The organism is Nonomuraea indica (genome assembly GCF_002850745.1).
Lineage (GTDB): Bacteria > Actinomycetota > Actinomycetes > Streptosporangiales > Streptosporangiaceae > Nonomuraea > Nonomuraea indica.
Map to the genome: position 1 here is coordinate 77,407 of NZ_PJOK01000064.1, position 24,959 is coordinate 102,365.

Genomic DNA, 24,959 nt, shown 5'->3' on the forward strand with positions numbered 1-24,959 from the left:
AATTTCCTAATGCTCCTAGGTTAGCAGGGGCGAGCCGGGCACCGGCCGACGCCGGACACGCTCACGTCTGCTTGGCCGGCATGACGATCACCTCCGGCAGGCTCACATGGGCCGGGCGGCCGACGGCGAAGGCGACGACCTCCGCCAGGTCCTCGGCCGCGAGGGGGTCGATGCGGGTCTTCATGTCCTCGGACCAGGCGGTTCCGAGCTCCGACCCTGACAGGAGGTCGGTGACGACCATGCCGGGCTGGATGTCGGTGACGCGGATCCCGGCCGGGGCCAGCTCCAGCCTGAGGTTCCTGGACAGGTGGCTGACGGCCGCCTTGGTCGCGGCGTACACGCCCGCGCCGAACTCCGCCTTGCTCGCCGCGACCGACGAGATGTTCACCAGGTCGGCGGGCCCGCCGGCCGACGCGGCCTCGGTGAGGAACGGCAGGAACCCCCGGGTGGACCGCAGCAGGCCGGTGAGGTTCACCTCGACCTGGCGCTCCCACTCGTCGATCCGGCCGTCCGCCGCCAGGCCCGGCGTCAGGATGCCTGCGGCGTTGACCAGCAGGTCCACGCCGCCCAGCTCCCGCGCCACCGCCTGCCCGTCGATCTGACCGGCGGTGAGGTCGAAGGGCACGGCCACGGCCGACCCGCCCGCGTTCTCGATCTCCTTGCGCACGGCGTCCAGCCGGTCCCGGCGGCGGGCGACGAGAGCCACCCGTGCCCCCTGTGCGGCGAGCAGCCGGGCCGTGGCCGCGCCGATGCCCGATGAGGCCCCGGTCACGACAGCTCGCCGGCCGGTGAGAGGTGAGTTCGCAGTCATCGCGTTCCTCCAGTGCTCGAGTTCTTCGCTGGGCTCGATGCTGCGCGAGGTCGTACGGGGCCTGCCAGCACCCCTGCGAAGGTGGTACTGGCAGGGTCAGGTCCGCCACGGCGGGATGCCCGATACTGGGCGGCATGGACACGGGCCGCGAACTGGGTGACTTCCTGCGATCGCGCCGGGCGCGCCTGCGACCGGAGGACGCGGGGCTGCCGACCTACGGCGAGCGGCGCAGGGTCGCCGGGCTGCGCCGCGAGGAGGTGGCGTTGCTCGCCGGGGTGAGCGTCCCGTACTACGTCCGGCTGGAGCAGGGGCGGGCCGCGAACGTCTCCGACGAGATCCTCGACGCGATCGCCCGGGCCCTGGCGCTGGACGAGACCGAGCACGCCCACCTGCGCAACCTCGCCCGGCCCCGGCAGACGGCGCGCAGCCCCGCCCCGCGGGTGCGGCCGACCATCCAGCGCATGCTCGACGCGGTCGACGCGCCCGCGTTCGTCCTGGGCCGCCGCTGCGAGCTGCTCGCCGCCAACCGGCTGGCCACCGCGCTGTTCTTCGGCAGCGTGAGCGCCGAGCCGATCCTGCCCGCCGCGGGGCTCAACTGCGCGCGCCTGGTCTTCCTGGACCCGTCGTTCCGCGCCCTCTACCGCAACTGGGAGGACAAGGCCCGCGAGACGGTCGCCTTCCTCCGGCTCGACGCGGGCCGCCATCCCGGCGACCGGCGGCTCGCCGCCCTGATCGGCGAGCTGTCGATGCGGAGCCCCGACTTCCGGCGACTGTGGGCCGGGCACGACGTCAAGGAACGCTCGACCGGCACGGTGCATCTCGACCATCCGCTGGCGGGCGAGATGCGGCTCGACTGCGAGACGCTCCGGGTCGGCGGCGACCCCGACCAGGTCCTCGTCACCTACCTGGCGGAGCCGGGCTCGGCCGCCGAGCAGGCCCTGAGCTTCCTGGCGAGCTGGGCCGCCCGCCCGGCCCCGCGGCTCGAGGTCCGAAGCGACCGCGATTCCTGAGCCATGCCCCCACGGCGGCCCGGCCGGGCCTGCCACGCTCTCCCCCCGCCCCCGCCCCCGCGCCGCGCCTCCCCGCGCCGCGCCTCCCCGCGCCGCGCCTCCCCGCGCCGTGTCCCGCAGCGTGTGACGAGCCGGCGTGTCCCTCTGCGTGCTCACGCGGCGGGATCGGCGGCGCGCCGCTCACCGCCGGGCGGCTCACCGGGCGGCGTGGCGCCAGCCGCGTCCCATCATGCGGACCACCGCCGGATCGACGATCAGCCGCCTGAACGGCCTGATCGCCGCCATGTAGGCCGCCCCGAACAGCCCGTTGGGCTTGACCAGCACGGCCATCTGACCGCGGTACCCGCCCGCCCCGTCGGGCACCCAGCCGATGTGCATCACCGTGTGCACGGTCCGGTTGGCCATCTCCGCCGCCCACTCGTCGCGCGTCCGGTAGACCGAGGTGAACGGGATCGCGCGGGGGTCCGGCCCGGCTGGGGCGTCGCGGAGGTCCGCCGGCAACCGGTCGCGCAGTGTCCGCACCCGGGCGCCGACGGCCGAGTCGGGCCCGTCCCAGCCGAGCAGCTCCCCGATCTTCCAGCGGAGCGCGAAGAGCACGCGGGTCGCTCCGGAGAAGCGTCCCTCCCCGGAGGTGATCTGCCGCACCAGCAGCTCCAGCTCGTCCGGCCCTCCCGGGGTCGGCAGCGCCCACACGTCCTCGAGCCGGAAGTCGCGCGCGATCTCGTGGATCCGCCAGGGGCGCGACGTGTGCGCGGTGTTCGCGAGTCTCATACGGACAACCTCCTGTGTTCGCCAGCATAGATTACGATTGCTAGCACACAAGGAGGTGGCGTGACAACGCGACGAGAGCAGACCAGCCAGGAGAGCCGCGAGCTGATCCTCACCGCGGCGGCGGAGCTGTTCGCCGAGAAGGGATACCGGCAGACCACGTTCGCCGACGTGGCCGAACGGTCCGGGATCAGCAGAGGCTCGATCCCCTGGCACTTCGGCAGCAAGGAGGGCCTGCTGCTGGCCGTGCTCGAACGCTCGGTCCAGCTGGTCCGCCTCGGCGTCACCGAGGCGGAGAGCGTGGAGGCGGGGTTCGAGCGCCTGGTGGAGGGGCTCGGCGCCCTGCTGACACTGCCGACGACCCGGCTCTTCGTCACGCTCCTGGTCGAGGCGCTGGAGCCGGGCTCGCCCATCCACGGCCGCTACCTCGAGATCCACGACGCGCTGCGCGAACACTGCAGGCGATGGCTGGAGCGGGTGCCGCTGCCACCCGAGCTGCCCGCCGACGCGCTGGCCGTCGCGATCGTCGGCGCGGGCATCGGCATCCATCAGCAGTGGCTCCTCGCGCCCGACCGGGTCGACCCCCACCGGGCGCTCGCCGCGCTGCGCACGCTGGTGTCGGCGGCACTGTAGTCCCGGCCACACCCGACGCCGTGGGACTCAGGGCTTGACCGCTCCTTCGCTCCGGGAGCTCTCGAAGCGCTACGGCCACCATCCGAAGGGCGGTGGCCAGCCCGCCGACCGCGGCCGGCTGGGCCGGTGCGATCTGGCGACTGCGGCTCTCGCCGGGCACCACGGTCGACGGCGTTCCCCACGCCCCGGCACGACCGAGCATCTGCTGGTCGCCTCCGCCAGCCTCCCGGCAGGTCCGGCCGACGACCTCGGGTGCTCAGACGCTGCGCAGGACCGAGACCACGATGCCCAGCACCGTGGCGCCGTCGCCGTCGATGATCTCGTAACCGGCGTTGCGCGGTTCGAGATAGACGTGCCCGTCGCGACGGCGGTACACCTTGACAGTGGCCTCACCGTCGATCATCGCGGCGACGATCTGGCCGGAGTGGGCCTCGGGCTGCTGCCGCACCACGACGATGTCGCCGTCGCAGATCGCGGCTCCGACCATCGACTCGCCCCGCACGCGAAGGCCGAACACGGTGCCGCGCCCGGTGAGGTCGCGAGGCAGGGTCAGGGTGCCGTCCAGGTGCTCGTCGGCGGAGATGGGGCTGCCCGCGGCGATGTCTCCGACCACGGGCACGGTCACCAGGTCGGCCACCGGTCGCGGCGCCGAGGCCCGCAGGAACGGCCGCACGTCGATCGGCCGGGTCATCGTCGTGGCCCGGCTGAGGAATCCCTTGTCCTCCAGGCTTCTCAGGTGCTTCGACACCGACGACGGCGACCGCAGGCCGACCGCGCGGCCGATCTCGCGCGTGCTCGGAGGATGCCCGTACCTGACCACCCAGTCCCGGATCGTGGCCAGGATCCGCTGCTGGCGCTGCGGAAGGGCCGAGAAGTCCAGGTGGCCGAACGTGTCAGGATCGTCGTAGGTGGTCACCCGCGAAATGCTAGACGCGGTGCGTCCCGCGTATCCGCCGGACGGTGCGACCGCCGAGCCTTCCTCCCGGCATCCTCGTGGGCGCAGCGACAAGAGCGTCCGCCAGGAGGTGTCGGCTGCGGGTGCCGACGCCGGAGGCGAGTGTCGGCCCGGACGTCTACTATCCGGACTCACTGGTGATCAGATGTGACCACTGTCTCCGGCTGAAGGGGCGCCCCCAGCGTGACCACGATCTTTACCGTGTCCGTCGACTCCGTCGACGGCTCCACCCTCCGTGGGAGGGTGCACATCGTCAACCCCGACGTCCCCTTTGTGCCGGAGGAGACCGTCTTCCCCCTGTCCCTCCTGGTCGACGCCTGGTGGAAGCTGGACCACGGGTATCTGCGCGACGAGGACGACGAAGACGGAGAGCGGTACCCCTTCACCGAGCACCAGGGCAAGGAGATCACCACAGGCATGCGGCTGAAGGACGAGTTTTCGAGTCTCTTCGAGCTCATCCTCGGCAAGGAGATAAGGGTCACCGAAGACGGGTACCTGCTCGCAGACGACGGCGAGACCGTCCTCGAACCCAGGCGCAAAGCCGAAGACGTGTACAAGCTGAGCGGGGGCAGCCGCCCCGGCTATTCCGTGTTCACTTCCGGCAACGCCGAGGAGTTCTCACAACGCGCCGCCGACATTGTGACCTCCTACGACATCAGCCCGTACCGGAACGTCCCGCTACGGAGCGAGGTCGCGGCGCTGAAGGACCCGAACGAGCCCTGGGATCCCGAGGAGCCGGACGGTCCCGCCGATCTGGACGACTACGACGTGTGGGCCGTGTTCGACGACCACTCCCTGGCCGGACTTCCGTACGCGGAGATCACGGTGACGGTCAGCGACGCGGGCTACCTGGAACACATGGTCGCCGGCATGCGCTGGGACACGACCATGACAGGGGAAGTGTGCTGAGAACTCGCCACAGCACGAGGTGGGTGGGCGAGCGCCAGGGCCGGGCGGCCGCTCAGCACGGTGGAAGGGGCGGCGTACGTACCGGATCTGCCGTAGCGGAAGGTGTGCGGGAGCTGAGGAGCGCCGGACGAACTGGCCTTCGGCGGTCGACTCGCTCCGAGCCGGTGCCCGGACGGCGACCCGGACGGCGAAAGAAAGAAGGGTGATCCTCCTTTCCACTCTCAACGTATAGCGCAGCGGGGGGCTTGCGGCAAGACCCGGGTCGTGCCGCAGAATCGTCCGCCGGAGCCGGAACCCGGGGAGACGACGGTTCCCGGCAGCCGTGCCTGAGACGGCTCCCACCACCCCGGACCCGCGCGGGAGCGAGGGCCGGGCGTCATGGTCGCCGGCCACCCACAGATCGGAGCAGATGAACGTGAACCCGCTGACCACCAGTGCGTTCGACCTTCCCGAGCACCTCTCCCCCAAGGCCGACGCGGCGCTGATCGGCGGTGACGAGCGGCACTTCGCGGCCATCGCGGAGAGCCTCGAACAGGCGATCGCCGACCTGTCCGACCGCCTCGACGCCGAGCGCAGGTCGCCCGGCGGAAAGGGCCGGCAGGCGATGGACCGGGACATGGAGATCCACCGGCTGACCGCTCGCCTGCGCGCCCTGCGTCGCTTCGGCCTGGACCTGTGCCTCGGACGCATGGTCGGCGCGGACGATCCCGAGCCCGTGTACGTCGGACGCCTCGGCCTCACGGACAGGGCGGGCCGCCGGCTGCTGCTCGACTGGCGCTCCCCCGCGGCGGAGCCGTTCTTCGGAGCGACCCACGCCAACCCGATGGGGCTGGCGAGCCGCCGCAGGTATCGCTGGGCCCGCGGCCGGATCAACGACTACTGGGACGAGGTGTTCGTCCAGGACGGGTTCGACGGGCACGCCGCGCTCGACGACCAGTCCGCCTTCATCGCCAGCCTGGGCGGCGACCGGTCGCCCAGGATGTGGGACGTGCTCGGCACCATCCAGGCCGACCAGGACGCCATCATCCGCGCGGGGTCCCGCGGCGCTCTCGTCGTCGACGGCGGCCCGGGGACGGGGAAGACCGTCGTCGCCCTGCACCGTTCCGCCTACCTCCTCTACTCCGACCCCCGCCTCGGGCACCACCGGGGCGGCGTGCTGTTCGTCGGCCCGCACCAGCCCTACCTGGCCTACGTCGCCGACGTCCTGCCCAGCCTCGGGGAGGAGGGCGTACAGACCTGCACCCTGCGGGACCTCGTGACCGAGGGAGCCGGAGCGACGGTCGAGACCGACCCGGACGTGGCCCGCCTGAAGTCGTCCGCGGACATGGTGAAGGCGATCGAGCCGGCCGTCAGGTTCTACGAGAACCCGCCCACCGAGGGGATGACGGTCTCGACCCACTGGTCGGACGTCTGGTTGGGCGCCGACGACTGGGCCGAGGCGTTCGGAGCGGCCGAACCCGGCACCCCGCACAACGAGGCGCGCGACCAGATCTGGGAGGAACTGCTCACGATCCTGGTGGACAAGCACGGCGGCGACGCGCCGGAGCACCTGCTCCGGCGGTCGCTGCTGCAGGACAGGGAGCTGCTCACGGCCTTCAACAGGGCGTGGCCGGTGATCGAGGCGGCCGACCTCGTGGGAGACCTGTGGTCGGTGCCCGCCTACCTGCGGATGTGCGCTCCGTGGCTCAGCGCCGACGAGGTTCGGCGGCTGCAACGCGCCGACCCCCAGGCCTGGACGGTGTCCGACCTGCCGCTCCTCGACGCGGCACGGCAGCGGCTCGGCGACCCGGAGGCGTCGCGGCGCAGGCGCCGCCATGAAGCCACTGTCGCCGCCGAGCGCGAGCGCATGGCGAGCGTGGTCGACAACCTGCTCGACGCCGATGACGACGGCGAGGGGGTGGTGACGATGCTGCACGGCCAGGACATCCGGGACGCCCTGGTGGACGAGGCGGCGCTGCCCCGCGTCGAACCGGACCGGCTCGCCGGCCCGTTCGCGCACGTCGTCGTGGACGAGGCCCAGGAACTGACCGACGCGGAGTGGCAGATGCTGCTGCTTCGCTGCCCGTCCGGGAGCTTCACCGTCGTCGGGGACCGTGCCCAGGCCAGGCACGGGTTCACGGAGTCGTGGCAGGAACGGCTCGGGCGGATCGGGCTCGACCGGATCAACCTGGCCTCCCTGAGCGTCAACTACCGGACGCCGGAGGAGATCATGACCGAGGCCGAGCCGGTCATCCGGGCCGTGCTCCCGGACGCGAACGTGCCGACCTCCATCCGCAGCAGCGGAATCCCCGTCGAGCACGGGTCCGCCGCGGATCTGGGCTCGATCCTCGACTCCTGGCTCGCCGCCCACGCCGACGGGATCGCCTGCGTGATCGGCGACCCCACGTTCCGGGCGACGCCGCGCGTCCGGTCGCTCACCCCGGAACTGGCGAAGGGGCTCGAGTTCGACCTGGTCGTCCTCATCGACCCGGAGACGTTCGGCCAGGGCGTCGAAGGGGCGGTCGACCGCTACGTCGCCATGACCCGTGCGACCCGGCGGCTCGTCATCCTCACAAGCCCCTGACGCGCGACCGCGCGGCCCACTGGTGGGCCGGCCCCGCATCCGTACGCCGTGGCGTCCGTACCGGACGAGCGGCATCCGTGAGAGCCGGCCTAGTGGGCCGGGGTGAACGTGGTGCGTATCTGGTCCCACATGCGCTCCGCGGCCGCTTTCCTGCCGTCGCCGCTCCGGATGGTCGCGGCCAGGTCCCGGGCGTGGCGCCGGTAGGAAGGCGTACCGAGCACGGTCCGGATGGCCTTCCTGATCAGCGGGGCTCGCCAGCGCCGTGCCGGGATCCTGATCCCGGCGCCGCGCCCGGCCACGTGGTCGAGGTTGATCTGCTGCTCGACCTGCATGGCGACGCCGACGATCGGGGTGCCGGCGGCGAGGGCGGTCTGCACGGTGCCCTGGCCTCCGTGGCTGACCACGAGGTCGGCGAGCGCGTTCACGGCCGGTGCGGGCACGAACGCGTCGGTGATGACGATGCCGGGCCGCTCGACCGCCTGCGCCCGCGCCTCCTCGAGCGGGCAGACCGACGGCGAGGCGAGGATCACGGCGTTCCAGGGGTCGTCGGCGCGGCCGCCGATGGCCCGGACCGCCTCCAGGAAGGCGTCCTTCGTTCCCGAGCTGCCCATCGTGCAGAAGATCTTGGGGAGGTGGCCGTCGGACGTCAGGACGGACTGGATCGCGGGGTCCAGCGTCGCCGGCCCGTCTCCCGGGGCAGCTGAAGCTCCCGGGGCGAAGAGCGGGCCGGTGATCGCCATGTGCTCGGGGATCACGCAATCGGCGTAGAAGTCGGGCAGATCGTTGATGAGGGTGAGGTCGGCCCGCAGCATCTCGAAGATCGTCCTGGGCGGCTCGCCGGGCCAGCCGCACTGGGCGATCGCCTGACCCAGCCGATGCTGGGTGAATGCGCCGAGCCCGGTCTTCACGCCTGCCGGGATCATCCTGACGATCATCTCGCGGACGGGGCGGGGCAGCCTGGGGAGCACCGGGACCACGTCGGGAAGGTCCCGCAGGAGGCCGCCCGCCACGCTGGCCGGGTCCAGCGGGATCGGCAGGAAGCACATCGTGCGGATGCCGAGCAGGCGGGCGGCGATGTTGCCGAACGGCCAGAACCCGTGCAGGACCACGTCGGGCCGCAGGGTCTCCAGCGCCTCCCGCTCGCCTTCGATGAGCTCCCGTGCCAGGGCCGCGGACCCGACGATCTCGGGCGGGTCCCATTGCAGGTCGTGGGCGATGCTGCGCCCTTCGAGCCGGGGCGCGCAGTGCGTGATGTCGAAGCCGGCCTGCCGGATCATCGGCTCGAACCGGCTGCCGTGCGACAGGAACGTGATGTCCAGGTGCCAGCCGTCGGGGCTGGACTCCCGCAGCCCTCTGGCGAGTTCGACCGCGCGGGTCGCCTCACCGGCGTCCTGGAGCGCCACCGCGATGGCCATCCGAAAACTGATCATGCCCGCATATTACGCTACAGAGTCCGTAGCGTAATATGCGCGGCGGTGCTAGCCGGGCGGCCTCCGGGCGACCAGGGGCAGTGCCAGGGCCACGACCGCCCGAGCCCACTCCTCGTCCACGCCGCCCTCGATCGCGAAGCGCGCGAAATATGAGCCGAACAGCAGGTCGCCCACCCGGCGGTAGTCGGCGTCCGGACGCAGCTCGCCGGCGGCCACACCGTCCTGGAACACGCGGTGCAGCAGCTCCAGCCGAGGCGCCAGCACGCACTGCCGGAACGTCTCGGCGAACTCCGGATCCTCGGCCTCCAGGAACAACGTCGCCACCACCCGCAGCCCCACGCTCTCCACCCCCTGCCGGAACTGTTCGAGCAGCACCACCAGCCGGTCGGCGGTCGGCAGCAGCGGTGAGGGCTCGGGCAGCTCGGCCACGGACCGCAGGGAGGCGTGCAGCAACTCACGGCGATTGCGATAGCGGCGATAGATGGTCGTCTTCGCGACCCCGGAGTATTCCGCGACCCCCTCGACCGTCACCCTGGCGGGCCCGCGCTCGGCCAGCAGTCTCAGCGCGGCGGCGGTGATCGCCCGGTCGGCCTCGCCGCTGCGCGGACGCCCCGCGGAAGAGGTCTTCGTCGGCACGCGATCGTCATTCGGCTCGCTCATGCCCCCGAGAGCATAGCGGGCGAACGCCGTCACCCCCTGGTGCGTCGCCCGCCGTCGTCCGCGCCGTCGTCCGCGCCGGGTCCGGTCCATGAGCGGAAGGTGCGGCGGTAGGTGTCCGGGGGTACGCCGACCGTGCGGTTGAAGTGCCTGCGCAGTGTCGTGGCGGTGCCCATGCCGGTGGCCGTGGCGATGGCCTCGACGCTGTCGTCGGTGGTCTCCAGCAGCTCCTGGGCGTGGCGGATCCGCTGGGTCAGCAGCCACTGCAGCGGGGTGGTGCCGGTCACCGACCTGAAGTGCCGGCCCAGGTTGCGCGAGCTCATCCGCGCCTGGCGGGCCAGGTCCTCCACGGTCAGCGGCTGGTCCAGCCGTGCGATCACCCAGGGGAACAGGTCGGCGAGCGGGTGGTTGTCCGGGGCGGGCACCGGGGTGGTGACGAACTGCGCCTGGCCGCCGTCCCGGTGCGGCGGCACGACCAGGCGGCGGGCGGCCGCGTTGGCGACCGAGGACCCGTGGTCACGACGGATCAGGTGCAGGCACAGGTCCATGGCGGCGGACTTGCCGGCGGAGGTGAGCACGCTGCCGTTGTCGACGTACAGGACGTCCGGGTCGACGTTCACCCGGGGATAGCGGGCGGCCAGGGCTTCGGCGTGCACCCAGTGCGTGGTGGCGCGCTTCCCGTCCAGCAGCCCGGCTGCGGCCAGCACGAACACGCCGGTGCAGAGGGAGGCCACGCGTGCGCCGGCCTCGTGGGCCGCGCGCACCGCGTCGACGAGGTCGGCGGGTGGATCCACCTCGACGTCGGCCCAGCCCGGGACGATCACGGTGTGGGCGCGTGGGAGGTGGTCGAGGCCGTGGTCGGGCTCCAGCCGGAACCGGCCGACCCGCACGGCGCGCGGCCCGCAGAGGACGACGCTGTACCAGGGATCGGCCACGCCGGTCGGATCGGTCCCGAAGACCTCGTACGCCAGGGACAGCTCGAAGTGCAGCATCCCGTCCGTGACGGCCAACGCGAGAGTAGCCATGTCCGGAATTGTACGGTACCTGGCGTTCCGGACACTCGTGGCGGGCGCCGGCCCCTGTCAGGATGTTCGCGACGGACCGCAGCAGACCATGTGAGCTGGGAGAACGACCTATGGGATCAGAGCAGGCCGTGACGGTGTTCGGCGCGTACGGGCACACCGGGCGCTTCGTGGTGGCGCAGCTGAGGGATCGCGGGTTCGCCCCGATCCTGTCCGGGCGCGACGCCGACAAGCTGAAGCTGCTGGCGTCCGAAACCGGACTGGAGGACCGTGCGGCGTCGGTCGATGACCCGGCCTCGCTCGACCGCGCACTGGCCGGCGCGGCGGCAGTGATCAACTGTGCCGGGCCGTTCGCCACGACGGCCGCCCCGGTGATCGAGGCGGCGCTCCGCGCGGGGATCCCGTACGTGGACGTGGCGGCCGAGATCGAGGCCAACGCCGACACGTTCACGCACTTCAGCGACCGCGCCCGCGCCGCGGGAGCGGTGATCGTCCCCGCGATGGCCTTCTACGGCGGTCTCGGCGACCTGCTGACCACCGCCGCGATGGGCGACTGGACGGCGGCCGACGAGGCGCACATCGCGTACGGGCTGAGCAGCTGGCACCCCACGGCCGGGACCCGGGCCGCGGGCGCGGTCTCCCGCCAACGGCGGGACGGCCGGCGCGTCCGTTACGCGAACGGCCGGCTGGAGTACCGCCACGACGACCCGCCGACCCTGGAGTGGCCCTTCCCCGACCCGATGGGGCCCCGGGCCGTCATCGGGGAGTTCTCGATGGCCGACATCGTCACCGTGCCCAGCCACCTGGCCATCCCCGAGGTGCGCACCTACATGACGGTCGAGGCGGCCAAGGACGTCCTGACCCCGGACACGCCGACGCCGGTCCCGGCCGACGAGCTGGGGCGGTCGGCGCAGACCTTCCTCGTCGACGTCGTCGTGCGCCTCGGCGGCAGCGAACGGCGCGCCGTGGCGAGGGGGCAGGACATCTACGCCGTCACCGCGCCGCTCGTGGTGGAGGCGGTCGACCGCATCCTGACGGGGCGGACGCGGACGGTCGGCGTCGCCTCCGCCGGTGAGATCTTCGACGCGCCCGACTTCCTCCGCGCGATGTCCTCGCACATGTCCCTGGACCTGCGTTCCTGACGGCACGTCCGGCGCGGGAGCCGTACGGGCGCCGGGCGGATCGCCTCTCCCGCGCACTCCTCCGGCAGGCGCATGCCGTGTCACATCGCCCGCTCCGCCGCGTCTCCCGCGGGGCGCACTCCCGTCAGGGCGAGGGTGAGCAGCCGGCCGGCCTGGACCGCGCCGTCGGGTTCCCCCTCGACGGCCAGGCTGATGGCGTTGACGAGGGTGAGCAGGTCGGTGATGGAGACGTCGGGCCGGGCGGCGCCCGCCTCGCGGGCATGGGCCAGCAGGTCCGCTCCCGCATTGATGATCATGGTGTGGCAGCCGGCGCCCAGCGTGGGATCGCCGTCATGGGCTCCCCCCATCAGGGCGGCGGCCAGGCCCCGGTTGTGCGCGGCGTGCCTGGCGACGGCTCCCAGCCAGGTCGCCAGCGCGTGTCCGGGGTCGGGGTGGCCGGCCAGGTCGGCGGCGGTGGCGCACAGCGCCTCGACCTTGCCGCGGAAGACCGCCTCCAGCAGGTGCTGCCGGGAGGGGAAGTGCCGGTGCAGCGTGGCCGATCCGACGCCGGCGCGCCGGGCGATCTCCTCCAGGGACGCCTCGGCCCCGTGCTCGGCGATGGCATCGGCGGCCGCGGTCACGATGCGGTCGTGGTTGCGGCGCGCGTCCGCGCGTGTCGGTCGAGAGGGTGAGGTCGTACGGCTTGCCGGCGGCATGCGGTCTCCGGGTGGCTTGCACAAACGGGGTGGTCCTCCATATCGTACTCCCCACAGAACCGGAGGGGCACCCCAGTTAGGTGGGCGCCTCCGCATGCCTACTTGTCGGGAGACACTTCGTGAAGACGATCGTGGTGGTGGGGGCCACCGGCCTGCAGGGCCGGGCCGTGACGGCGCAGCTGCTCGCCGGCGGCTGGCGGGTACGGGCGGTGACGCGCCGGCCGGACGCCACGCCGGCCCGGGCGCTGGCCCAGGCGGGCGCCGAGCCCGTCCACGCCGAGATGGACGACGTCGCCTCGCTCGTCGCCGCAGCCGAGGGCGCCCACGGCCTGTTCAGCGTGCAACCCACCGTCGGCTCCCCCGGCACCCCATCGGGCTTCTCGGCCGAGGACGAGGTCCGCTGGGGTCGCAACGTCGCCGACGCGGCACACGCCGCCGGTGTGCGGCATCTGGTCTACGCCTCCCTCGCCGGCGCCGGCCGCCACGACACCGAGAAGCTGCCGCAGAACACCGTCAACAAGTGGCGGATCGAACAGCACATCAGGAGGCTCGGCCTGCCCGCCACCTTCCTGCGCCCGGTCTCCTTCATGGAGAACTACACCGGCGCCTACCACCTGCGCGACGGCGCCGTGGCCACCGCGTTCGCCGCCGACGTGCCCCAGCAGATCATGGCCGTCGACGACGTCGGCGCCTTCGCCGCACTGGCCTTCGCCCACCCGGGCGAATGGATCGGCCGCACGGTCGACCTGGCCGGGGACGAGCTGACCCCGCGCCGGATCGCCGCGGTCATCTCCGAGGCGATCGGCCGGACGCTGCCCTACGTCCAGATCCCGATCGAGGTGATCGCGCAGGCCGGCGAGGAGTTCGCCGTCGCCTACACCTGGCTCAACGAACGCGGCTACCGCGCCGACGTCGCCTTCACCCGCGCCCTCCACCCGGGCCTGATGGACCTGCGCACCTGGCTGGAGCGCACCGGAGCGGCCCGGATCGCCGCCTTCCCGGCCGCTCAGGACGCCGCCGGACAGCACCGGTGAACGCGCTCGGTCTGGGGCGGGTCGGCATCTGGGCGGGCGAGATGGACCGCTTACCCGCCTCCGTCGTGCGTCGGACGGCTGCCGCCGTCGAGGATCTCGGCTATCCGGCCCTGTGGTTCCCCGAGACGACCGGCCGCGAGGCGGTGGCCCAGGCCGCCCTGCTGCTGTCGGCCACCCGGCAGGCGGTCATCGCCACCGGCACCGCCAGCATCTACGCCCGCGACGCGACCAGCGCCGCGGCCGCGCAGACGCCGAATCCCTGGACGGACGGCTGGTCGGCGCCCTGGTCGCCACCGGCGGGCCCGAGGACGTCGTCCGGCGGGTCCGAGGACGTCGTCCGGCGGGTCGGGGAGCATCTCGACGCCGGCGCGGACCACGTCAGCCTGCACGTGCTGACGGCCACGCCGGACGAGCCGCCACTGCGTCAATGGCGGGAGCTCGCCGCGCGGTTGCTGTGATCATCCTGGCGGAAGATGATCGCCGTGCCCAGCGCGGCGTCGGCCGGCACGAACAGCTCTCCGGATCCGGTGCGGGCGATCGGGACGTCGTTGTCGCGCAGAAGCCGCTCGGTGCCGCCGACGTCGCGTACGGACACCGTGTAGGCGACGAACGCCGGCAGGGCGGACGGCCGTTCGCCGGGCAGCAGATCGGCGAGCGCCGACGCGGGCACGACGGTGACGGCCGCCCGGTCGAAACGCGTCACCTCGCCGGCTCGCGCCTGACCGAAGTAGGCGCCATAGCGCTGCTCCACCTCGGGCAGCGCCGTGTCGGCGACGCACAGCAGGCATTCGACCAACCCGGTGGCGCCGTTGGGGTGGTCGGCGTGCCGCCCGTCCTCGTTCGCCTCGACCGGGGCGTTCTCGGCGAAGCCGATCCTGCCCTCCGGCACGCGTCCGGCGGGCCGGCCGGGGCCGGAGATCTCCAGGTAGCGGGCGGGCTCCATCACGGTGCCGGCTCCGGTCTCGACGGGTCGCTGGATCGCGTGCACGCCGCCGTGGCCGACGCCGGCCGCGGTGAGCCGCGCGGCGACGCCGTCGAGGTCCGGCGTGTCGGCGATCACGATGTGGATGCCCTCGAACCGCTGGAGGAAGGACGTGATGTTGGCGGCGGTGGCGCGGACGGCGGCCGTCAGCCCCGGCAGCTTGTCGTCGGGCACCCGCAGCGGGATCGGGCGTGCCTCGCCGGGCAGGTCGCCGGGGTCGTCGATGACGGCCACCAGTTCGATGAAGTCGCCGGGGAAGTACACGTGGGTGTTGGCCACCCCGAACGGTTCGGCGGCGCCTCCCACGACGCGGGGCAGGACGGGGAACGCGGGGGCCGCGACGGTGAAGCCGAGCCGGCGGTACCGATCCATCGCCTGGCCCAGGTCCCGCACGACGTGCCCCACATGATGCAGGCCGTTGATGTCGGCCACAGGCCACCTCCGTCACATCCGATATGAGAGTCAACTCTCATGTGAGATTACACCCTCATTTGCGTGCGCGATAGATTGTGACGCATGGGCGACAGCGGGCTACGGGAACGCAAGAAGGCCAGGACCAGGGAGACGATCCTGCGCGAGGCGTTCCGGCTCTTCCGGGAGCGCGGCTACGCCGCCACCACCGTCGAGCAGATCGCCGAAGCGGCCGAGATCTCCCCCGCCACGTTCTTCCGCTACTTCCCGGCGAAGGAGCATCTGGTCGCACTCGACCGTTTTCCGCCTCTCGTCGAGGCACTGGCCGCCCAGCCGCCGGGCCCACCGGTCACCGTGCTGCGCGGCGCGTTCCGTACGGCGTTCGCCGCCCTGTCCGCCGAGGAGATCGCCGCGGGACACGCGCGGGAGGTGTTCGCCGCCACCGTGCCCGAGCTGCTGGTGGCCAACCTGCGCAGAAGCCCGGGTCTGATCCGCGAGGTCTGCGAGGTCGTGGCCGGCAGGGCCGGATGCGCCGCGGACGACCCGCGGATACGCAACGCCGTCGGCGCGGTCCTCGGGGTCGTGGCCATGGTCTGGCTCGCCTGGGCGGGAGACACCGGCATGGACGGGCCCGCCGAGATCGACAGGGCGCTGGCCCACCTGGAGTCCGGCCTGAGCCTGTGAGCCCTCCACCCGGGGGGTGCGGGCGCGTCAGAGCCCGGCCGTGAGCTCCTCCCGGACGGCCTGCGCCGCCGCCCGGTGCTCGGCGGCGGCCACCGGGTCCGTCTCGTCGAGCACCGCGGCGATCCCCTCGTGGGCCTCCGCCTCCTTGTGCCGGTAGCCCACCTTCGGGGCCAGCTCGAGCGCCTGACGGTGCAGGCGCAGCGCCTCGCCCGGCAGACCGGCCAGCCGGCAGGTCTCGCCGTAGTCGTTGAGGAAGTGGATCTTCCACATCTCCTCGAACAGCTCGTCCAGGAGCGCGAACGCCTGCCGGTGGCTGGCCAGCGCCTCCTCGTAGCGGCCCATCCGGCGCAGGGCGACGCCCAGGCAGTTGAGACACCACGCCTCGTTGTGCTGGTGGCCGTCCTCGCGGGCGAACGCCAGGGCTTGGCGCAGGTGCGCGGTGGCCTCGTCGGACCGCTCGTGCGCGATGGCCATGCCCAGGGTGACCCGGGCGGTCAGCGCGGCCGGCCAGGCGGGCTCGTCGCGCGTGATGTCCAGCACCTCACGGGCCAGGCGCGCCGCCTCCTCGCGGTGTCCCAGCTGCAGCATCGCCCAGGCCTCGTAGGCGGTCGCATGGGCGGCGCCCATCGGGCAACCGGCGTCCGTGTACAGCCTCCCCGCCAGCCGGAAGAGGTCGAGCGGCTCCTCGACATGGCCCTCGTCCCACCTCAGGTAGCCGCGGCGCATGACCAGATCCGCCTCGGAGCGGGTGTCACCGGCCTGGGACACCAGCGGCGCCGCCGCCTCGTACGCGGCACCCGCCTCCGCCAGCCGGCCGGCGTTGTAGCGGGCGAACCCCAGGTCGCTGTGCGCCTCGGCCAGCTGCCGGGGATCGGCCAGGCGCTGCGCGGCCCCAAGTGATCGCTCGAACAGGACGTTGAGGTGCGTCGTCCCGCAGCGCCGCGCGAAGAACGCCCGCATGAAACGCGGCAGCTCGCACGCGTGCGTGTCGGCTCCGGTGGCGACCGCCGCCTCGAAGGCGCCCATCAGGTTGGTGTACTCGGTGGCGAACCAGCCGAGGGCCGCGTGCTTGCCGGTGAACTGCGGCAGCGCGGCCGGAGGCCGGCCCGCGGAGGCCGGGCGGCTGCCGGACTCGTTCGGCATCGCGGCGTCGGCGGCGGCCGCCGCGTGCACGTAGTAGTCGAGCACCCGGCCCAGCGCCTGCTCCCGCTCCGCCGGAGAGTCCTGCTCCGCGGCGGCGCGGCGCGCGTGCCGGCGCACCAGGTCGTGCAGCGTGTAGCGACCGGCCGACGGCTGCTGGACGAGGTGTGCGTCGAGCAGGTCCTCCAGCATCGTCCGGGCGCCGCGCAGCGGGATGTCGGCCAGCGCCGCCGCCACGTACTCGTCGAAGGACGACCCGGGGAGCAGGCCCAGCAGCCGGAACAACCGGCGCTCCGTGCGGTCGAGCTGCCGTACGGACATGGCGAACGCGGTGTCGAACTCGTCGGCGCCCTCCGCCATCCGCTCGACGAGGATGCCCACGGTCCAGCCCGGCCGGTGCCGCAACCGGGCCCCGGCCAGCCGCAGGGCCAGCGGCAGATGGCCGCACAGCCGCAACACCTCGGCCGCGGACTCCGGATCACGGGCCAGCCGGCCGTCGGGGCCGCTGGGATCGCCGCTGGCGCGCGCCAGCAGCTCCGCGCTCTCCGCCGGGGTCAGCACGTCCAGCGACACCGGGGGCACCTCCTCCAACCCCAGCAGCCGGTTGCGGCTGGTGATCAGGGCGACGGAGGGGCCGGCGCCGGGCAGCAGCGGGCGGACCTGCTCGGCGCTCGCGACGTTGTCGAGGACCACGACGGCCCGCCGTCCGGCCAGCTCGGACCGCCAGCAGGCGGCCAGCGGCTCGATACCACCCACCTGCGGGATCTTCTCCGACGGGACGTCGAGTGCGGCCAGCAACGCCCGCAGCGCGGCATCGGGATCGAGGGGCTCGCGCCCGTCGGTGAACCCGTGCAGATCCAGATAGAGCTGGGCGTCCGGGTAGTCGGCGGCGAGCCGGTGCGCGGCGTGCACCGCCAGGCAGGTCTTGCCGACACCGGCCATGCCGTCGACGGCGACCACCCGGCTGCTGGTCACCGCGGCGAGGACGGCGGCGAGCTGCTCCGCGCGACCCGTGAAGTCGGGCACGTCACGCGGCAGGTCGTTACGGGGCGGGCGGGGAGCTCCGGCGGGCGGCGCCGGGGGCTGGACCTGGCGGCTCGTCTTCGGGGGCGCCGGCAGGGGGTTCGCCGCCCGGTCCCACAGGGGGCGCAGCGGCCGGGGGTCACGTTTGACCAGGCGGCACAGTTCGATCACCACGGGCCAGGGCGGCACCGACTGGCCGCTGAGGTAGCGCGACAACGACGACGAGCTGAGGCCCGTGTCCCGCGCGAGGGCCCGCACACCCCGCCCGGACAGCTCCTGGAGCAGGCGCAGCCTGGTGGCGAGCTCGTCCTGCGGGTCAGTCGCCGTCCGCTGTCGAGCAACCACCGTGTCCCTGCCTCTCTGTCCCGTCGCGCAAGAAACTTACCGGGACGGATCGCCGCAGGCCAACGCCGTCTCAGCTGTCCCACGGTGTCCCACCGCCGTCGTCGCGGCAAGCCCGTTCCGCTGAGATGGAGTCACGCCCCGAGAGCAGGGGCCGAACCGGAAGAGGAGAACCACGATGCAGTCCCGTATGAAGAACCCGGCCTTCGTCCTGCCCGGCGCGATGCAGCCCATCCAGGAGCTGTTCAAGGCCGTGCACGCCGGCGGGGTGGACGGCCAGACGCTGGAGCTGGTGCACCTGCGGGTCAGCCAGATCAACGGGTGCAGCTCATGCGTCGACGCGGGCACCAAGTCGGCCCGCAAGGCCGGGGTGAGCGAGGAGCGGCTCGCCACGGTCGTCGCCTGGCGGGAGACCCCGTACTTCACCGAGGATGAGCGGGCGGCCCTCGCGCTGGCGGAGGCCGCGACGCGGCTGGCCGACCGTGCCGACGCGGTGAGCGACGAGGTGTGGGACCGGGCCGCCACCTATTTCGACGAGAAGCAGCTGGCCGCGATCGTCCTCATGGTCGGCGTCACCAACCTGTTCAACCGGCTCAACGCGACCACCAGGCAGATCGCCGGCGCATGGGGGTGAGCGACCGCCGCCCCACATGTCCTCCGTACGACAATCGTTTCAACCAGAACACGCAGACAAGGAGATTCCCATGGTGAACGAGAAGGCTGACCCGAAGTTCGACGGTTTCACCGACGAGGAGCGGGCGGCGATGAAGGAGCACGCCCGGGAGCTGAAGACGGCGGCGCGTCGCGGCTCGCGCGCGACCAAGGCCGACGGGGAGCGCGACGTGCTCGCGAAGATCGCCGAAATGGCGGAGCCGGACCGGGTCCTTGCCGAGCGTGTGCATGACGTCATCACGGCCGCCGCCCCCCACCTTGTGCCGAAGCTCTGGTACGGCATGCCCGCCTACGCCAAGGACGGCAAGGTCGTCTGCTTCTTCCAGAGCGCGCAGAAGTTCAAGGCGAGGTACGCGACCCTCGGCTTCAACGACGCGGCGGCCCTCGACGACGGCACCATGTGGCCGACGTCCTTCGCGCTGACGGAGCTGACCGCCGCCAACGAGGCGACGATCGGCGAACTCGTGAAGCGGGCGGCACGCTGAGGACCGCGCGTGCCGCGACGGGGCCCGGGGACGGTCACGGGGCGGGCGCTCCGGCGCTCGCGGGCGAAGGACCGCCGGTCTCGGGCCGGGTACGCCGGTCCTCGCGGCGGCTGGTCGCGGCGGCGGACACGTGCTCGGAGATGCGGCGCACCGCCTGGCGGACGACCTCGGCCTGCGCCGGGGCCAGCTCGTCGAGGAACGGTTCGACGGCCTCGGCGTCCCATCCCGCCAGGTCCGGGGCGTCGTCGTTGAGGAGGTGCTCGGTGGCGAAGCCGGTGAGCGTGGCGGCCAGGTCGGCGACCCTCGGATCGGCCGGATCGGCGTCGGCCAGCTCGTCCAGCCGCCGGTAGAAGTCGTTGCCGCGCTCCACCAGCTCCGGGTCGGCGACCAGCGCCGCGAACGTCGCCCACGAAGGCTCCCCCGCGTCCGCCCGCCCCACGCTGTCGACGAGCGTCAGCAGGTCGCGGTCCCACGCCGCGGCCCTGGACCGCGGCACGTCCACCAGCTGGAGATAGGCCGCCAGCTCGGCCGACACCGTGTCGTCCGGCCCGAGCGCGCCGGTCTGCGCCTTGCCGATCAGCTCGGCGATCCGGGCCCGCCTGACGTGGATCTCCCGCTCCTGCCGGGCCAGGTCGGCGTCGATCTCGGCCAGGATCTCCGGCAGCTCCCGCGTCCGGTCGTCGGAGACGACGTCGCGCACCTCGTCCAGGCTGAGCCCGAGCTGGACCAGCCGGCGCACGCGGGCCAGCGCGATCGCGTCGCGCATGCCGTACTCGCGGTAGCCGTTGGCCCGGCGGGCAGGCTCGGGCAGGACCCCCTGGTGGTGGTAGTGGCGCACCGTCCGGGTCGAGACGCCCAGCAGCGCGGCCAGCTCTCCGATCCGCATGCCCCCAAGGCTAGGACCTCGGCCCCGCGTCAAGGTCGGCTCAGCCGGGCCCAGGCCCGCGCGAGCGCCGCCACGGCCTGGTCGGCCACCGGCGGCGGCGGCGCGAAACTGAGGCGCAGGTGGTCGCGATGGCGGCCGTCCGGCGAGAACAGCGAGCCGGGCGCGACCGCCACCCCCTCCTCCCGGGCCAGCGCCGCGAACCTGTCACCGTCGGCGCCCGGCAGCCGCACCCACACCGACAGGCCTCCGGCGGGGCGCGTCCAGGACCAGTCGGGCAGCAGGTCGGCCAGGGCGGCGGTGAACCGGTCGCGGCGGCGTGTCAGCTCGGCCACCCACGGGCCGACGGGGTTGTGCTCCAGCAGCTCGGCGGCCAGCCGCTGGGCGACGGCGCTGGTGGCCAGGTCGGAGTCCAGCTTGACCTCGGCGATCCGGGCCAGCAGCGCGTCGGGCGCCGTCAGCCAGCCGACCCGCAGGCCGCCCCACAGCACCTTGGACAGCGAGCCCACCGTCACCGTGCCGTGCGGGTGCACCCGGGACAGCGGCTCGGGGGGCGCGGCGCCGTCGTGGACGAGCGCGGCCAGGGTGCGGTCCTCCACCAGGGGCACTCCGGCGTTCCTGGCCAGCTCGGCGACATGCCGCAGCTCGGGCACGGCCCCGGTCGGGTTGTCGACGCCCACCACGTAGACGGCGGCCGGGCGATGGCGGGCGAAGGCGGCCTCGGTGGCGGCGGGGTCGGTGAGGTCCACGGCGACGGCGTGCGCCCCGGCCCGGCGGAACGCCGCGAGCGCCCCGACGTACGTGGGGTCGCCCACGAGCACCCGCTCCCCCGCCCGCAGCAGCGTGCGCGCGGCCAGGTCGATGCCCTGCTGCGCCCCGCCGGTGATCAGCACGGAGCCGCCGGGCGTCGCGGCGTCGCCGGAGCCGAGCAGGGCGCGCAGGCGCGGGTCGCCCATGGCGTCGTAGCCGTGGCCGCTCGGGCTGCGCAGCAGCGTGGCCGGGTCGAGCGGCGGCATCGCCAGGTGGGAGGGGTCGGGCACGACGGAGGTCGACAGGTCGGCGGGCAGGGCGGCGCCGGTGAGCAGCCCCGCCATGGACCGCGTCCGCGTCACGTAGGTGCCGCTGCCGTGGCGGCGCTCGCACAGCCCCTCCTCGCACAGGGCGTTGAACGCGGCCGCCACCGTGCCCCGGCTCATGCCGACGGCCTGGGCCAGCTCCCGCTCCGACGGCAGCCGGTCGCCGGCGGCGAGGGCTCCCGTCTGGGCGAGGTCGGCCAGCGCGCCCGCCAGGCGGCGGCTCGGAGGCCCCTGGTGGAGCCGGATCCGGTCGCGGACCAGGGTGACGAGCGGTTCCATGCGGCCCATACTAGCTTGCCACTCTGCCATTCAGTGGCATAACGTGCTGAGCCACTTGGAAGGGTGGTGTCCATGGAGACAGGCCACATCTGGATGGACGGGACCCTCGTCCCGTGGGGCGAGGCCCGGGTGCACGTGCTCTCGCACGCGCTGCACTACGGCACCGGCGTGCTGGAGGGCACCCGGGCGTTCGACACCGGTGCCGGGCCCGCGGTCTTCCGGCTGGGCGAGCACCTCGAACGCCTCCACCGCAGCGCCCGGATCCTCGGCATGCGGGTGCCGTACGAGGTGGACGAGCTGGCGGCGGCCACGCTGGAGACCGTCGCCGCCAACGGTCACCGCGCCTGCTACATCCGCCACCTCGTGCACCGCGGCTACGGCCAGCTAGGACTGGCCGCGCGGGCCAACCCGGTCGTGGTGTCGATCGCCACGTGGGAGTGGGAGACGCCGGCCGCCGGCGTACGGCTGATGACCAGCTCGTGGCGGCGCAACGACCAGGCGGCCGTGCCGACGGCGGCCAAGGCGACGGGCCCCTACCTCAACTCCGTGCTGGCCAAGGCCGAGGCGGTCGAGGCCGGCTACGACGAGGCGGTGCTGCTGAACGCGGCCGGCCAGGTCAGCGAGTGCACCGCCGCCAACCTGTTCGTGGTCCGGGAAGGGCGGGTCAGCACGCCGCAGGCGAGCGCCGGGGCCCTCGAGGGCATCACGCAGGACACCGTCGAGCACCTCGCCGCCGACCTCGGCATGCCGGTGGCGAGGCGTGACGTGATGCGTTCCGACCTCTACGGCGCCGACGAGGTGTTCCTGTGCGGCACCGCCGCCGGGGTGGTGCCGGTGCGCTCGGTCGACGGGCGCGACCTGGCCGCGCCGGGACCGGTGACGGCCGCGCTGGCCGCCGCCTACCTGGCGGCCGTCCACGGCCGTGACCCCCGCTACCGGCACTGGCTGACCCCGGTACGGGCGCCCCTGGTCGCCGGGCCGCGCCCCTGAGCCGGGCGCCCCGGCGTGACGACGGACGCGACGATCCGCCCCCCGCTCCCGAAGGTGTCCCCGGCGGCCTGGTCAGCCGGCGGCCTGCTCGCCGCAGAACACCGCCCTGACCAGCCCGTCCAGCATCTTCGGATAGGTGGTGACGTCGAACGGGGCGTCGCCGGCGGTCAGCGACGCGGTCAGCGTCTTACTGCCGTCGGGCGTGCTGTACATCAGCGCCGCGTAGCCCGCCGGAGGGCTGCCGTTGTGGTTGAGAACGGTGCCGCAGGCCGGGCCCAGGTCCTTCACGAACAGACCGAGGCCGTAGCGGCCGTAGAGGGGGTCGCTCTTCGGGTGCGGTTCGCGCATCTCGGTCAGCAGCTTGGCCGGCAGGAGCTTGCCGCCGTTCAGCGCGGAGAAGAACCGGTGAAGATCCCGGGTGGTCGAGATCATGTCGCCGGCGCCGGCCAGCAGGGAGGGGTTCTGGCGGGAGACGTCGGTCACCTTCCACTGGCCGGCGTCCTGGTAGCGGAAGTAGCCATGGGCGTACGGGCTGGGCAGTTGCGTCCGGTTGCCCGGCACCACGGTGCCCTTCAGCCCGAGCGGCCGCAGGATCCGCCGCTTCAGCTCCGCGTCGAACGAGTGGCCGGTGACCTTCTCGATCAGCAGCCTGGCCAGCGTGTAGTTGGTGTTGGAGTAGCTCCAGTCCGTCCCCGGCGCGAACTTCGCCGGCTTGGACAACGCGAACCGCACCAGTTCCTCCGGCCGGTACGAGCGGAACCGGTTGTCCAGCCACTCCTTGCCCGTCGCGGGCAGACCCGGGACCCAGGTCCCGTCGGCGTCGAGGTCGCCGGTGTAGTTGAACAGTCCGCTGGTGTGCTGCAGCAGCATCCGTACGGTGATCCGCCGGTCCAGGCCGAGCTCCGGCAGGTAGCCGGCCACCGGGGCGTCCAGCCTGATCTTGCCCTCGGCCACCAGCTGCAGCACCACGGTCGCGTGGAAGGTCTTGGTGACGCTGCCCACCCAGAAATGCCCGTTCGCCGGCGGCTTCGCGCTCGTGCCCAGCTTGCGCTTACCGGCGCTGCCGACCCACTCGCCCCGCTCGTCGTTCACGCGCAGCTGCACCCCGAGGAAACCGGCATCGACGAACGCCTGGACGGCCTTCCGCAGCTCCGGGCGATCCTGCCCGGCGGCGGCCGTCGACACGGCCGCGCTGCTGTCCGCGGCGGCCAGACCCGGCGTGGCCACCGCGGGCGCGATCGTCCCGGCCAGCAACCCGGCCGCCAGCGCCGTGACCGCCACCGGCCGGCGCAGCCCTGCTGCGGAGAGGCCGCTGTTGCCTTGTCCCATCATGAATGTCCTCATCTCCAGTGTTCGATCTTGTGAGAGCTCCCCGGTGTGGCGCTCGTGGGCAGCCTGCAGCGACGCACGAGGGCGGGGGTTGAGCTTGGCGTTTGCCGGTTCGCGGCCCCTGGGGCGTGATCGCCGGACCGTTCATGGCATCCACCATCGCCGGCCGCCCTGGTACCGGGCCGTCACCGGGTTGACGCCGCTGCCGGAACGCGGCAAGAAGCAGCGGGGCGGGCGGCCGGGCATGACCCGTGGCCGCTCGGTGCAGCCAGTCGATGAAGGTGGCGCCCTGTCACCGGCCCCGGGCTGTGTCGTCGTTCAGACGGTCTTGTCGTCTCCGCCGGCGGCGCGCGCGATGGCGTTGATCAGCCGCTCCCGCTCGCGGGCCGGGGCGTAGCCACCTTCGGAGTAGTTCTTGACGAACGTCTCGGCGAACTCCACCGGGTCCTCCCCGACGATCTCGCGGATCGGCGTTCCGTCCGCCGCAGCCTGTTCGAACAGGTCGGCGAGGTCCTCGAACATCGACGCGCTGCTGTCGCCGTCGGTCGGCACGAAGTGCATCAGGTACCGCTCGATCGCTTCGACCGCCGTGCGGTGGTTCGGCGGGAGTTGTTTCACGCGCGCCTGGTACTCCCGCCACCGGCGCTTGGGGCCGATCACCTTGGACAGGAAGCCGCCCTTTTCGGCGTCGGACATGGTCATCTGCCTCCTTTGTGAAGCTGTTCGATCCGTTCCGTGAGGAAGCGCCAGGTCTTCCAGAACTCTTCGAGGTACGCCTGTCCCTGCGCGTTGAGGGAGTACACCTTGCGCGGCGGACCCTTCTCGGACGGGACCTTCTCCACGTCGACGAGGCCGCGCTGCTCGATCCTGACCAGCAGCGCGTAGACGGTGCCTTCGGCGATGTCGGAGAAGCCCTGGTCGCGCAGCCAGGCGGTGATCTCGTAGCCGTAGGCGGGCCGGCCGGACAGGATCGCGAGCACGATGCCTTCCAGTGTTCCCTTGAGCATCTCGGTCATCTGCTTGCCCATGGGACA

25 protein-coding genes are annotated in these 24,959 nt (G+C 72.9%); 11 read left to right on the forward strand and 14 right to left on the reverse strand.

Annotated features, from left to right (window positions below):
* Positions 1-61: 61 nt before the first annotated feature.
* A complete protein-coding gene (locus tag CXR44_RS36730) occupies positions 62-772 on the reverse strand; it encodes an SDR family oxidoreductase (RefSeq protein ID WP_219602230.1) in 711 nt (236 codons plus the stop codon).
* A gap of 173 nt (positions 773-945) precedes the next feature.
* On the opposite strand from CXR44_RS36730, the gene CXR44_RS36735 reads away from it, so the two are divergent.
* Positions 946-1,821 carry a helix-turn-helix domain-containing protein gene (locus CXR44_RS36735; protein WP_101790766.1) on the forward strand — a complete coding sequence of 292 codons (876 nt, stop codon included), beginning with the start codon at positions 946-948 and terminating at the stop codon, positions 1,819-1,821.
* 195 nt (positions 1,822-2,016) lie between these two features.
* Here CXR44_RS36735 and CXR44_RS36740 read toward each other — a convergent pair whose 3' ends face one another.
* Positions 2,017-2,592, reverse strand: coding sequence for a DUF2867 domain-containing protein (locus CXR44_RS36740; protein WP_101790767.1), 576 nt, complete (start codon positions 2,590-2,592; stop codon positions 2,017-2,019).
* A gap of 60 nt (positions 2,593-2,652) precedes the next feature.
* Here CXR44_RS36740 and CXR44_RS36745 point away from each other — a divergent pair, with 60 nt between their 5' ends.
* The gene (locus CXR44_RS36745; RefSeq protein ID WP_101790768.1) at positions 2,653-3,222 is read left to right on the forward strand and encodes a TetR/AcrR family transcriptional regulator; all 570 of its coding nucleotides are present in this window, start codon (positions 2,653-2,655) and stop codon (positions 3,220-3,222) included.
* 256 nt (positions 3,223-3,478) lie between these two features.
* On the opposite strand, the gene lexA is transcribed toward CXR44_RS36745, so the two are convergent.
* Positions 3,479-4,138: a transcriptional repressor LexA gene (gene lexA, locus CXR44_RS36750; protein ID WP_101790769.1), complete on the reverse strand. Its 660-nt coding sequence runs from the start codon at positions 4,136-4,138 to the stop codon at positions 3,479-3,481.
* Positions 4,139-4,378: 240 nt separating this feature from the next.
* Between lexA and CXR44_RS36755 the strand changes: the two genes are divergently transcribed.
* Together CXR44_RS36755 and helR are read left to right on the forward strand one after the other, a co-directional pair.
* On the forward strand, positions 4,379-5,086 hold the full coding sequence (locus CXR44_RS36755) for a hypothetical protein (RefSeq protein WP_144070217.1): 708 nt from the start codon (positions 4,379-4,381) through the stop codon (positions 5,084-5,086).
* 409 nt (positions 5,087-5,495) lie between these two features.
* Positions 5,496-7,649, forward strand: a complete 2,154-nt coding sequence (gene helR / locus CXR44_RS36760; protein WP_101790771.1) for an RNA polymerase recycling motor ATPase HelR — start codon at positions 5,496-5,498, stop codon at positions 7,647-7,649.
* 89 nt (positions 7,650-7,738) lie between these two features.
* Here the strand turns inward: helR and CXR44_RS36765 are convergent, their stop codons facing one another.
* The 3 genes from CXR44_RS36765 to CXR44_RS36775 are packed head-to-tail and all read right to left on the reverse strand — an operon-like array spanning position 7,739 to position 10,761.
* Positions 7,739-9,079: a glycosyltransferase gene (locus tag CXR44_RS36765; protein WP_144070218.1), complete on the reverse strand. Its 1,341-nt coding sequence runs from the start codon at positions 9,077-9,079 to the stop codon at positions 7,739-7,741.
* A gap of 48 nt (positions 9,080-9,127) precedes the next feature.
* Positions 9,128-9,739, reverse strand: a complete 612-nt coding sequence (locus tag CXR44_RS36770) for a TetR/AcrR family transcriptional regulator (RefSeq protein ID WP_101790773.1) — start codon at positions 9,737-9,739, stop codon at positions 9,128-9,130.
* A gap of 29 nt (positions 9,740-9,768) precedes the next feature.
* On the reverse strand, positions 9,769-10,761 hold the full coding sequence (locus CXR44_RS36775) for a helix-turn-helix domain-containing protein (RefSeq protein ID WP_101790774.1): 993 nt from the start codon (positions 10,759-10,761) through the stop codon (positions 9,769-9,771).
* A 110-nt stretch (positions 10,762-10,871) separates the two neighbouring features.
* On the opposite strand from CXR44_RS36775, the gene CXR44_RS36780 reads away from it, so the two are divergent.
* Entirely contained in the window at positions 10,872-11,900 is a 1,029-nt protein-coding gene (locus CXR44_RS36780; RefSeq protein ID WP_101790775.1) for a saccharopine dehydrogenase family protein, read from the forward strand.
* Between the two features lie 80 nt (positions 11,901-11,980).
* Here the strand turns inward: CXR44_RS36780 and CXR44_RS36785 are convergent, their stop codons facing one another.
* On the reverse strand, positions 11,981-12,520 hold the full coding sequence (locus tag CXR44_RS36785) for a TetR/AcrR family transcriptional regulator (RefSeq protein WP_245899883.1): 540 nt from the start codon (positions 12,518-12,520) through the stop codon (positions 11,981-11,983).
* A gap of 194 nt (positions 12,521-12,714) precedes the next feature.
* On the opposite strand from CXR44_RS36785, the gene CXR44_RS36790 reads away from it, so the two are divergent.
* Both CXR44_RS36790 and CXR44_RS36795 read left to right on the forward strand, forming a co-directional pair.
* Positions 12,715-13,629 (forward strand): NmrA/HSCARG family protein, encoded by a 915-nt coding sequence (locus tag CXR44_RS36790; RefSeq protein ID WP_101790777.1) that lies wholly within the window; start codon positions 12,715-12,717, stop codon positions 13,627-13,629.
* Positions 13,626-14,087, forward strand: a complete 462-nt coding sequence (locus tag CXR44_RS36795) for an LLM class oxidoreductase (RefSeq protein WP_219602231.1) — start codon at positions 13,626-13,628, stop codon at positions 14,085-14,087. Before CXR44_RS36790 ends, CXR44_RS36795 begins: the two co-directional genes overlap by 4 nt.
* Here CXR44_RS36795 and CXR44_RS36800 read toward each other — a convergent pair.
* Positions 14,054-15,043 (reverse strand): VOC family protein, encoded by a 990-nt coding sequence (locus tag CXR44_RS36800; RefSeq protein WP_245899885.1) that lies wholly within the window; start codon positions 15,041-15,043, stop codon positions 14,054-14,056. The genes CXR44_RS36795 and CXR44_RS36800 overlap by 34 nt on opposite strands.
* Before the next feature lie 84 nt (positions 15,044-15,127).
* Between CXR44_RS36800 and CXR44_RS36805 the strand changes: the two genes are divergently transcribed.
* Positions 15,128-15,706 (forward strand): TetR family transcriptional regulator, encoded by a 579-nt coding sequence (locus tag CXR44_RS36805; protein ID WP_101790778.1) that lies wholly within the window; start codon positions 15,128-15,130, stop codon positions 15,704-15,706.
* A gap of 27 nt (positions 15,707-15,733) precedes the next feature.
* Here CXR44_RS36805 and CXR44_RS36810 read toward each other — a convergent pair whose 3' ends face one another.
* The gene (locus CXR44_RS36810; protein ID WP_101790779.1) at positions 15,734-18,214 is read right to left on the reverse strand and encodes a tetratricopeptide repeat protein; all 2,481 of its coding nucleotides are present in this window, start codon (positions 18,212-18,214) and stop codon (positions 15,734-15,736) included.
* A 175-nt stretch (positions 18,215-18,389) separates the two neighbouring features.
* Here CXR44_RS36810 and CXR44_RS36815 point away from each other — a divergent pair, with 175 nt between their 5' ends.
* Both CXR44_RS36815 and CXR44_RS36820 read left to right on the forward strand, forming a co-directional pair.
* Positions 18,390-18,845: a carboxymuconolactone decarboxylase family protein gene (locus CXR44_RS36815; RefSeq protein ID WP_101790780.1), complete on the forward strand. Its 456-nt coding sequence runs from the start codon at positions 18,390-18,392 to the stop codon at positions 18,843-18,845.
* A gap of 70 nt (positions 18,846-18,915) precedes the next feature.
* Positions 18,916-19,368 carry an iron chaperone gene (locus CXR44_RS36820; protein WP_101790781.1) on the forward strand — a complete coding sequence of 151 codons (453 nt, stop codon included), beginning with the start codon at positions 18,916-18,918 and terminating at the stop codon, positions 19,366-19,368.
* Between the two features lie 34 nt (positions 19,369-19,402).
* On the opposite strand, the gene CXR44_RS36825 is transcribed toward CXR44_RS36820, so the two are convergent.
* Both CXR44_RS36825 and CXR44_RS36830 read right to left on the reverse strand, forming a co-directional pair.
* Positions 19,403-20,254, reverse strand: coding sequence for a MerR family transcriptional regulator (locus CXR44_RS36825; protein ID WP_101790782.1), 852 nt, complete (start codon positions 20,252-20,254; stop codon positions 19,403-19,405).
* Between the two features lie 29 nt (positions 20,255-20,283).
* Positions 20,284-21,606 carry an aminotransferase-like domain-containing protein gene (locus CXR44_RS36830; RefSeq protein ID WP_245899887.1) on the reverse strand — a complete coding sequence of 441 codons (1,323 nt, stop codon included), beginning with the start codon at positions 21,604-21,606 and terminating at the stop codon, positions 20,284-20,286.
* A gap of 72 nt (positions 21,607-21,678) precedes the next feature.
* Between CXR44_RS36830 and CXR44_RS36835 the strand changes: the two genes are divergently transcribed.
* Positions 21,679-22,596, forward strand: a complete 918-nt coding sequence (locus CXR44_RS36835) for a branched-chain amino acid transaminase (RefSeq protein WP_101790867.1) — start codon at positions 21,679-21,681, stop codon at positions 22,594-22,596.
* A gap of 72 nt (positions 22,597-22,668) precedes the next feature.
* Here CXR44_RS36835 and CXR44_RS36840 read toward each other — a convergent pair whose 3' ends face one another.
* The 3 genes from CXR44_RS36840 to CXR44_RS36850 form a co-directional block, all read right to left on the reverse strand.
* The gene (locus CXR44_RS36840) at positions 22,669-23,928 is read right to left on the reverse strand and encodes a serine hydrolase domain-containing protein (protein WP_245899888.1); all 1,260 of its coding nucleotides are present in this window, start codon (positions 23,926-23,928) and stop codon (positions 22,669-22,671) included.
* Between the two features lie 315 nt (positions 23,929-24,243).
* Positions 24,244-24,621, reverse strand: coding sequence for a DUF1048 domain-containing protein (locus CXR44_RS36845; protein ID WP_101790784.1), 378 nt, complete (start codon positions 24,619-24,621; stop codon positions 24,244-24,246).
* A gap of 2 nt (positions 24,622-24,623) precedes the next feature.
* Entirely contained in the window at positions 24,624-24,953 is a 330-nt protein-coding gene (locus CXR44_RS36850; RefSeq protein WP_101790785.1) for a PadR family transcriptional regulator, read from the reverse strand.
* Positions 24,954-24,959 lie beyond the last annotated feature (6 nt).

Excerpts from the sequence above, each read along its gene's own strand:
- CXR44_RS36735 (WP_101790766.1), top strand. The coding sequence starts at position 946 with ATGGACACGGGCCGCGAACTGGGTGACTTCCTGCGATCGCGCCGGGCG.
- CXR44_RS36740 (WP_101790767.1), bottom strand. The coding sequence starts at position 2,592 with ATGAGACTCGCGAACACCGCGCACACGTCGCGCCCCTGGCGGATCCAC.
- helR (WP_101790771.1), top strand. The coding sequence starts at position 5,496 with ATGAACGTGAACCCGCTGACCACCAGTGCGTTCGACCTTCCCGAGCAC.
- CXR44_RS36765 (WP_144070218.1), bottom strand. The coding sequence starts at position 9,079 with ATGATCAGTTTTCGGATGGCCATCGCGGTGGCGCTCCAGGACGCCGGT.
- CXR44_RS36770 (WP_101790773.1), bottom strand. The coding sequence starts at position 9,739 with ATGAGCGAGCCGAATGACGATCGCGTGCCGACGAAGACCTCTTCCGCG.
- CXR44_RS36775 (WP_101790774.1), bottom strand. The coding sequence starts at position 10,761 with ATGGCTACTCTCGCGTTGGCCGTCACGGACGGGATGCTGCACTTCGAG.
- CXR44_RS36780 (WP_101790775.1), top strand. The coding sequence starts at position 10,872 with ATGGGATCAGAGCAGGCCGTGACGGTGTTCGGCGCGTACGGGCACACC.
- CXR44_RS36805 (WP_101790778.1), top strand. The coding sequence starts at position 15,128 with ATGGGCGACAGCGGGCTACGGGAACGCAAGAAGGCCAGGACCAGGGAG.
- CXR44_RS36815 (WP_101790780.1), top strand. The coding sequence starts at position 18,390 with ATGCAGTCCCGTATGAAGAACCCGGCCTTCGTCCTGCCCGGCGCGATG.
- CXR44_RS36820 (WP_101790781.1), top strand. The coding sequence starts at position 18,916 with ATGGTGAACGAGAAGGCTGACCCGAAGTTCGACGGTTTCACCGACGAG.
- CXR44_RS36825 (WP_101790782.1), bottom strand. The coding sequence starts at position 20,254 with ATGCGGATCGGAGAGCTGGCCGCGCTGCTGGGCGTCTCGACCCGGACG.
- CXR44_RS36830 (WP_245899887.1), bottom strand. The coding sequence starts at position 21,606 with ATGGAACCGCTCGTCACCCTGGTCCGCGACCGGATCCGGCTCCACCAG.
- CXR44_RS36835 (WP_101790867.1), top strand. The coding sequence starts at position 21,679 with ATGGAGACAGGCCACATCTGGATGGACGGGACCCTCGTCCCGTGGGGC.
- CXR44_RS36840 (WP_245899888.1), bottom strand. The coding sequence starts at position 23,928 with ATGATGGGACAAGGCAACAGCGGCCTCTCCGCAGCAGGGCTGCGCCGG.
- CXR44_RS36845 (WP_101790784.1), bottom strand. The coding sequence starts at position 24,621 with ATGTCCGACGCCGAAAAGGGCGGCTTCCTGTCCAAGGTGATCGGCCCC.
- CXR44_RS36850 (WP_101790785.1), bottom strand. The coding sequence starts at position 24,953 with ATGGGCAAGCAGATGACCGAGATGCTCAAGGGAACACTGGAAGGCATC.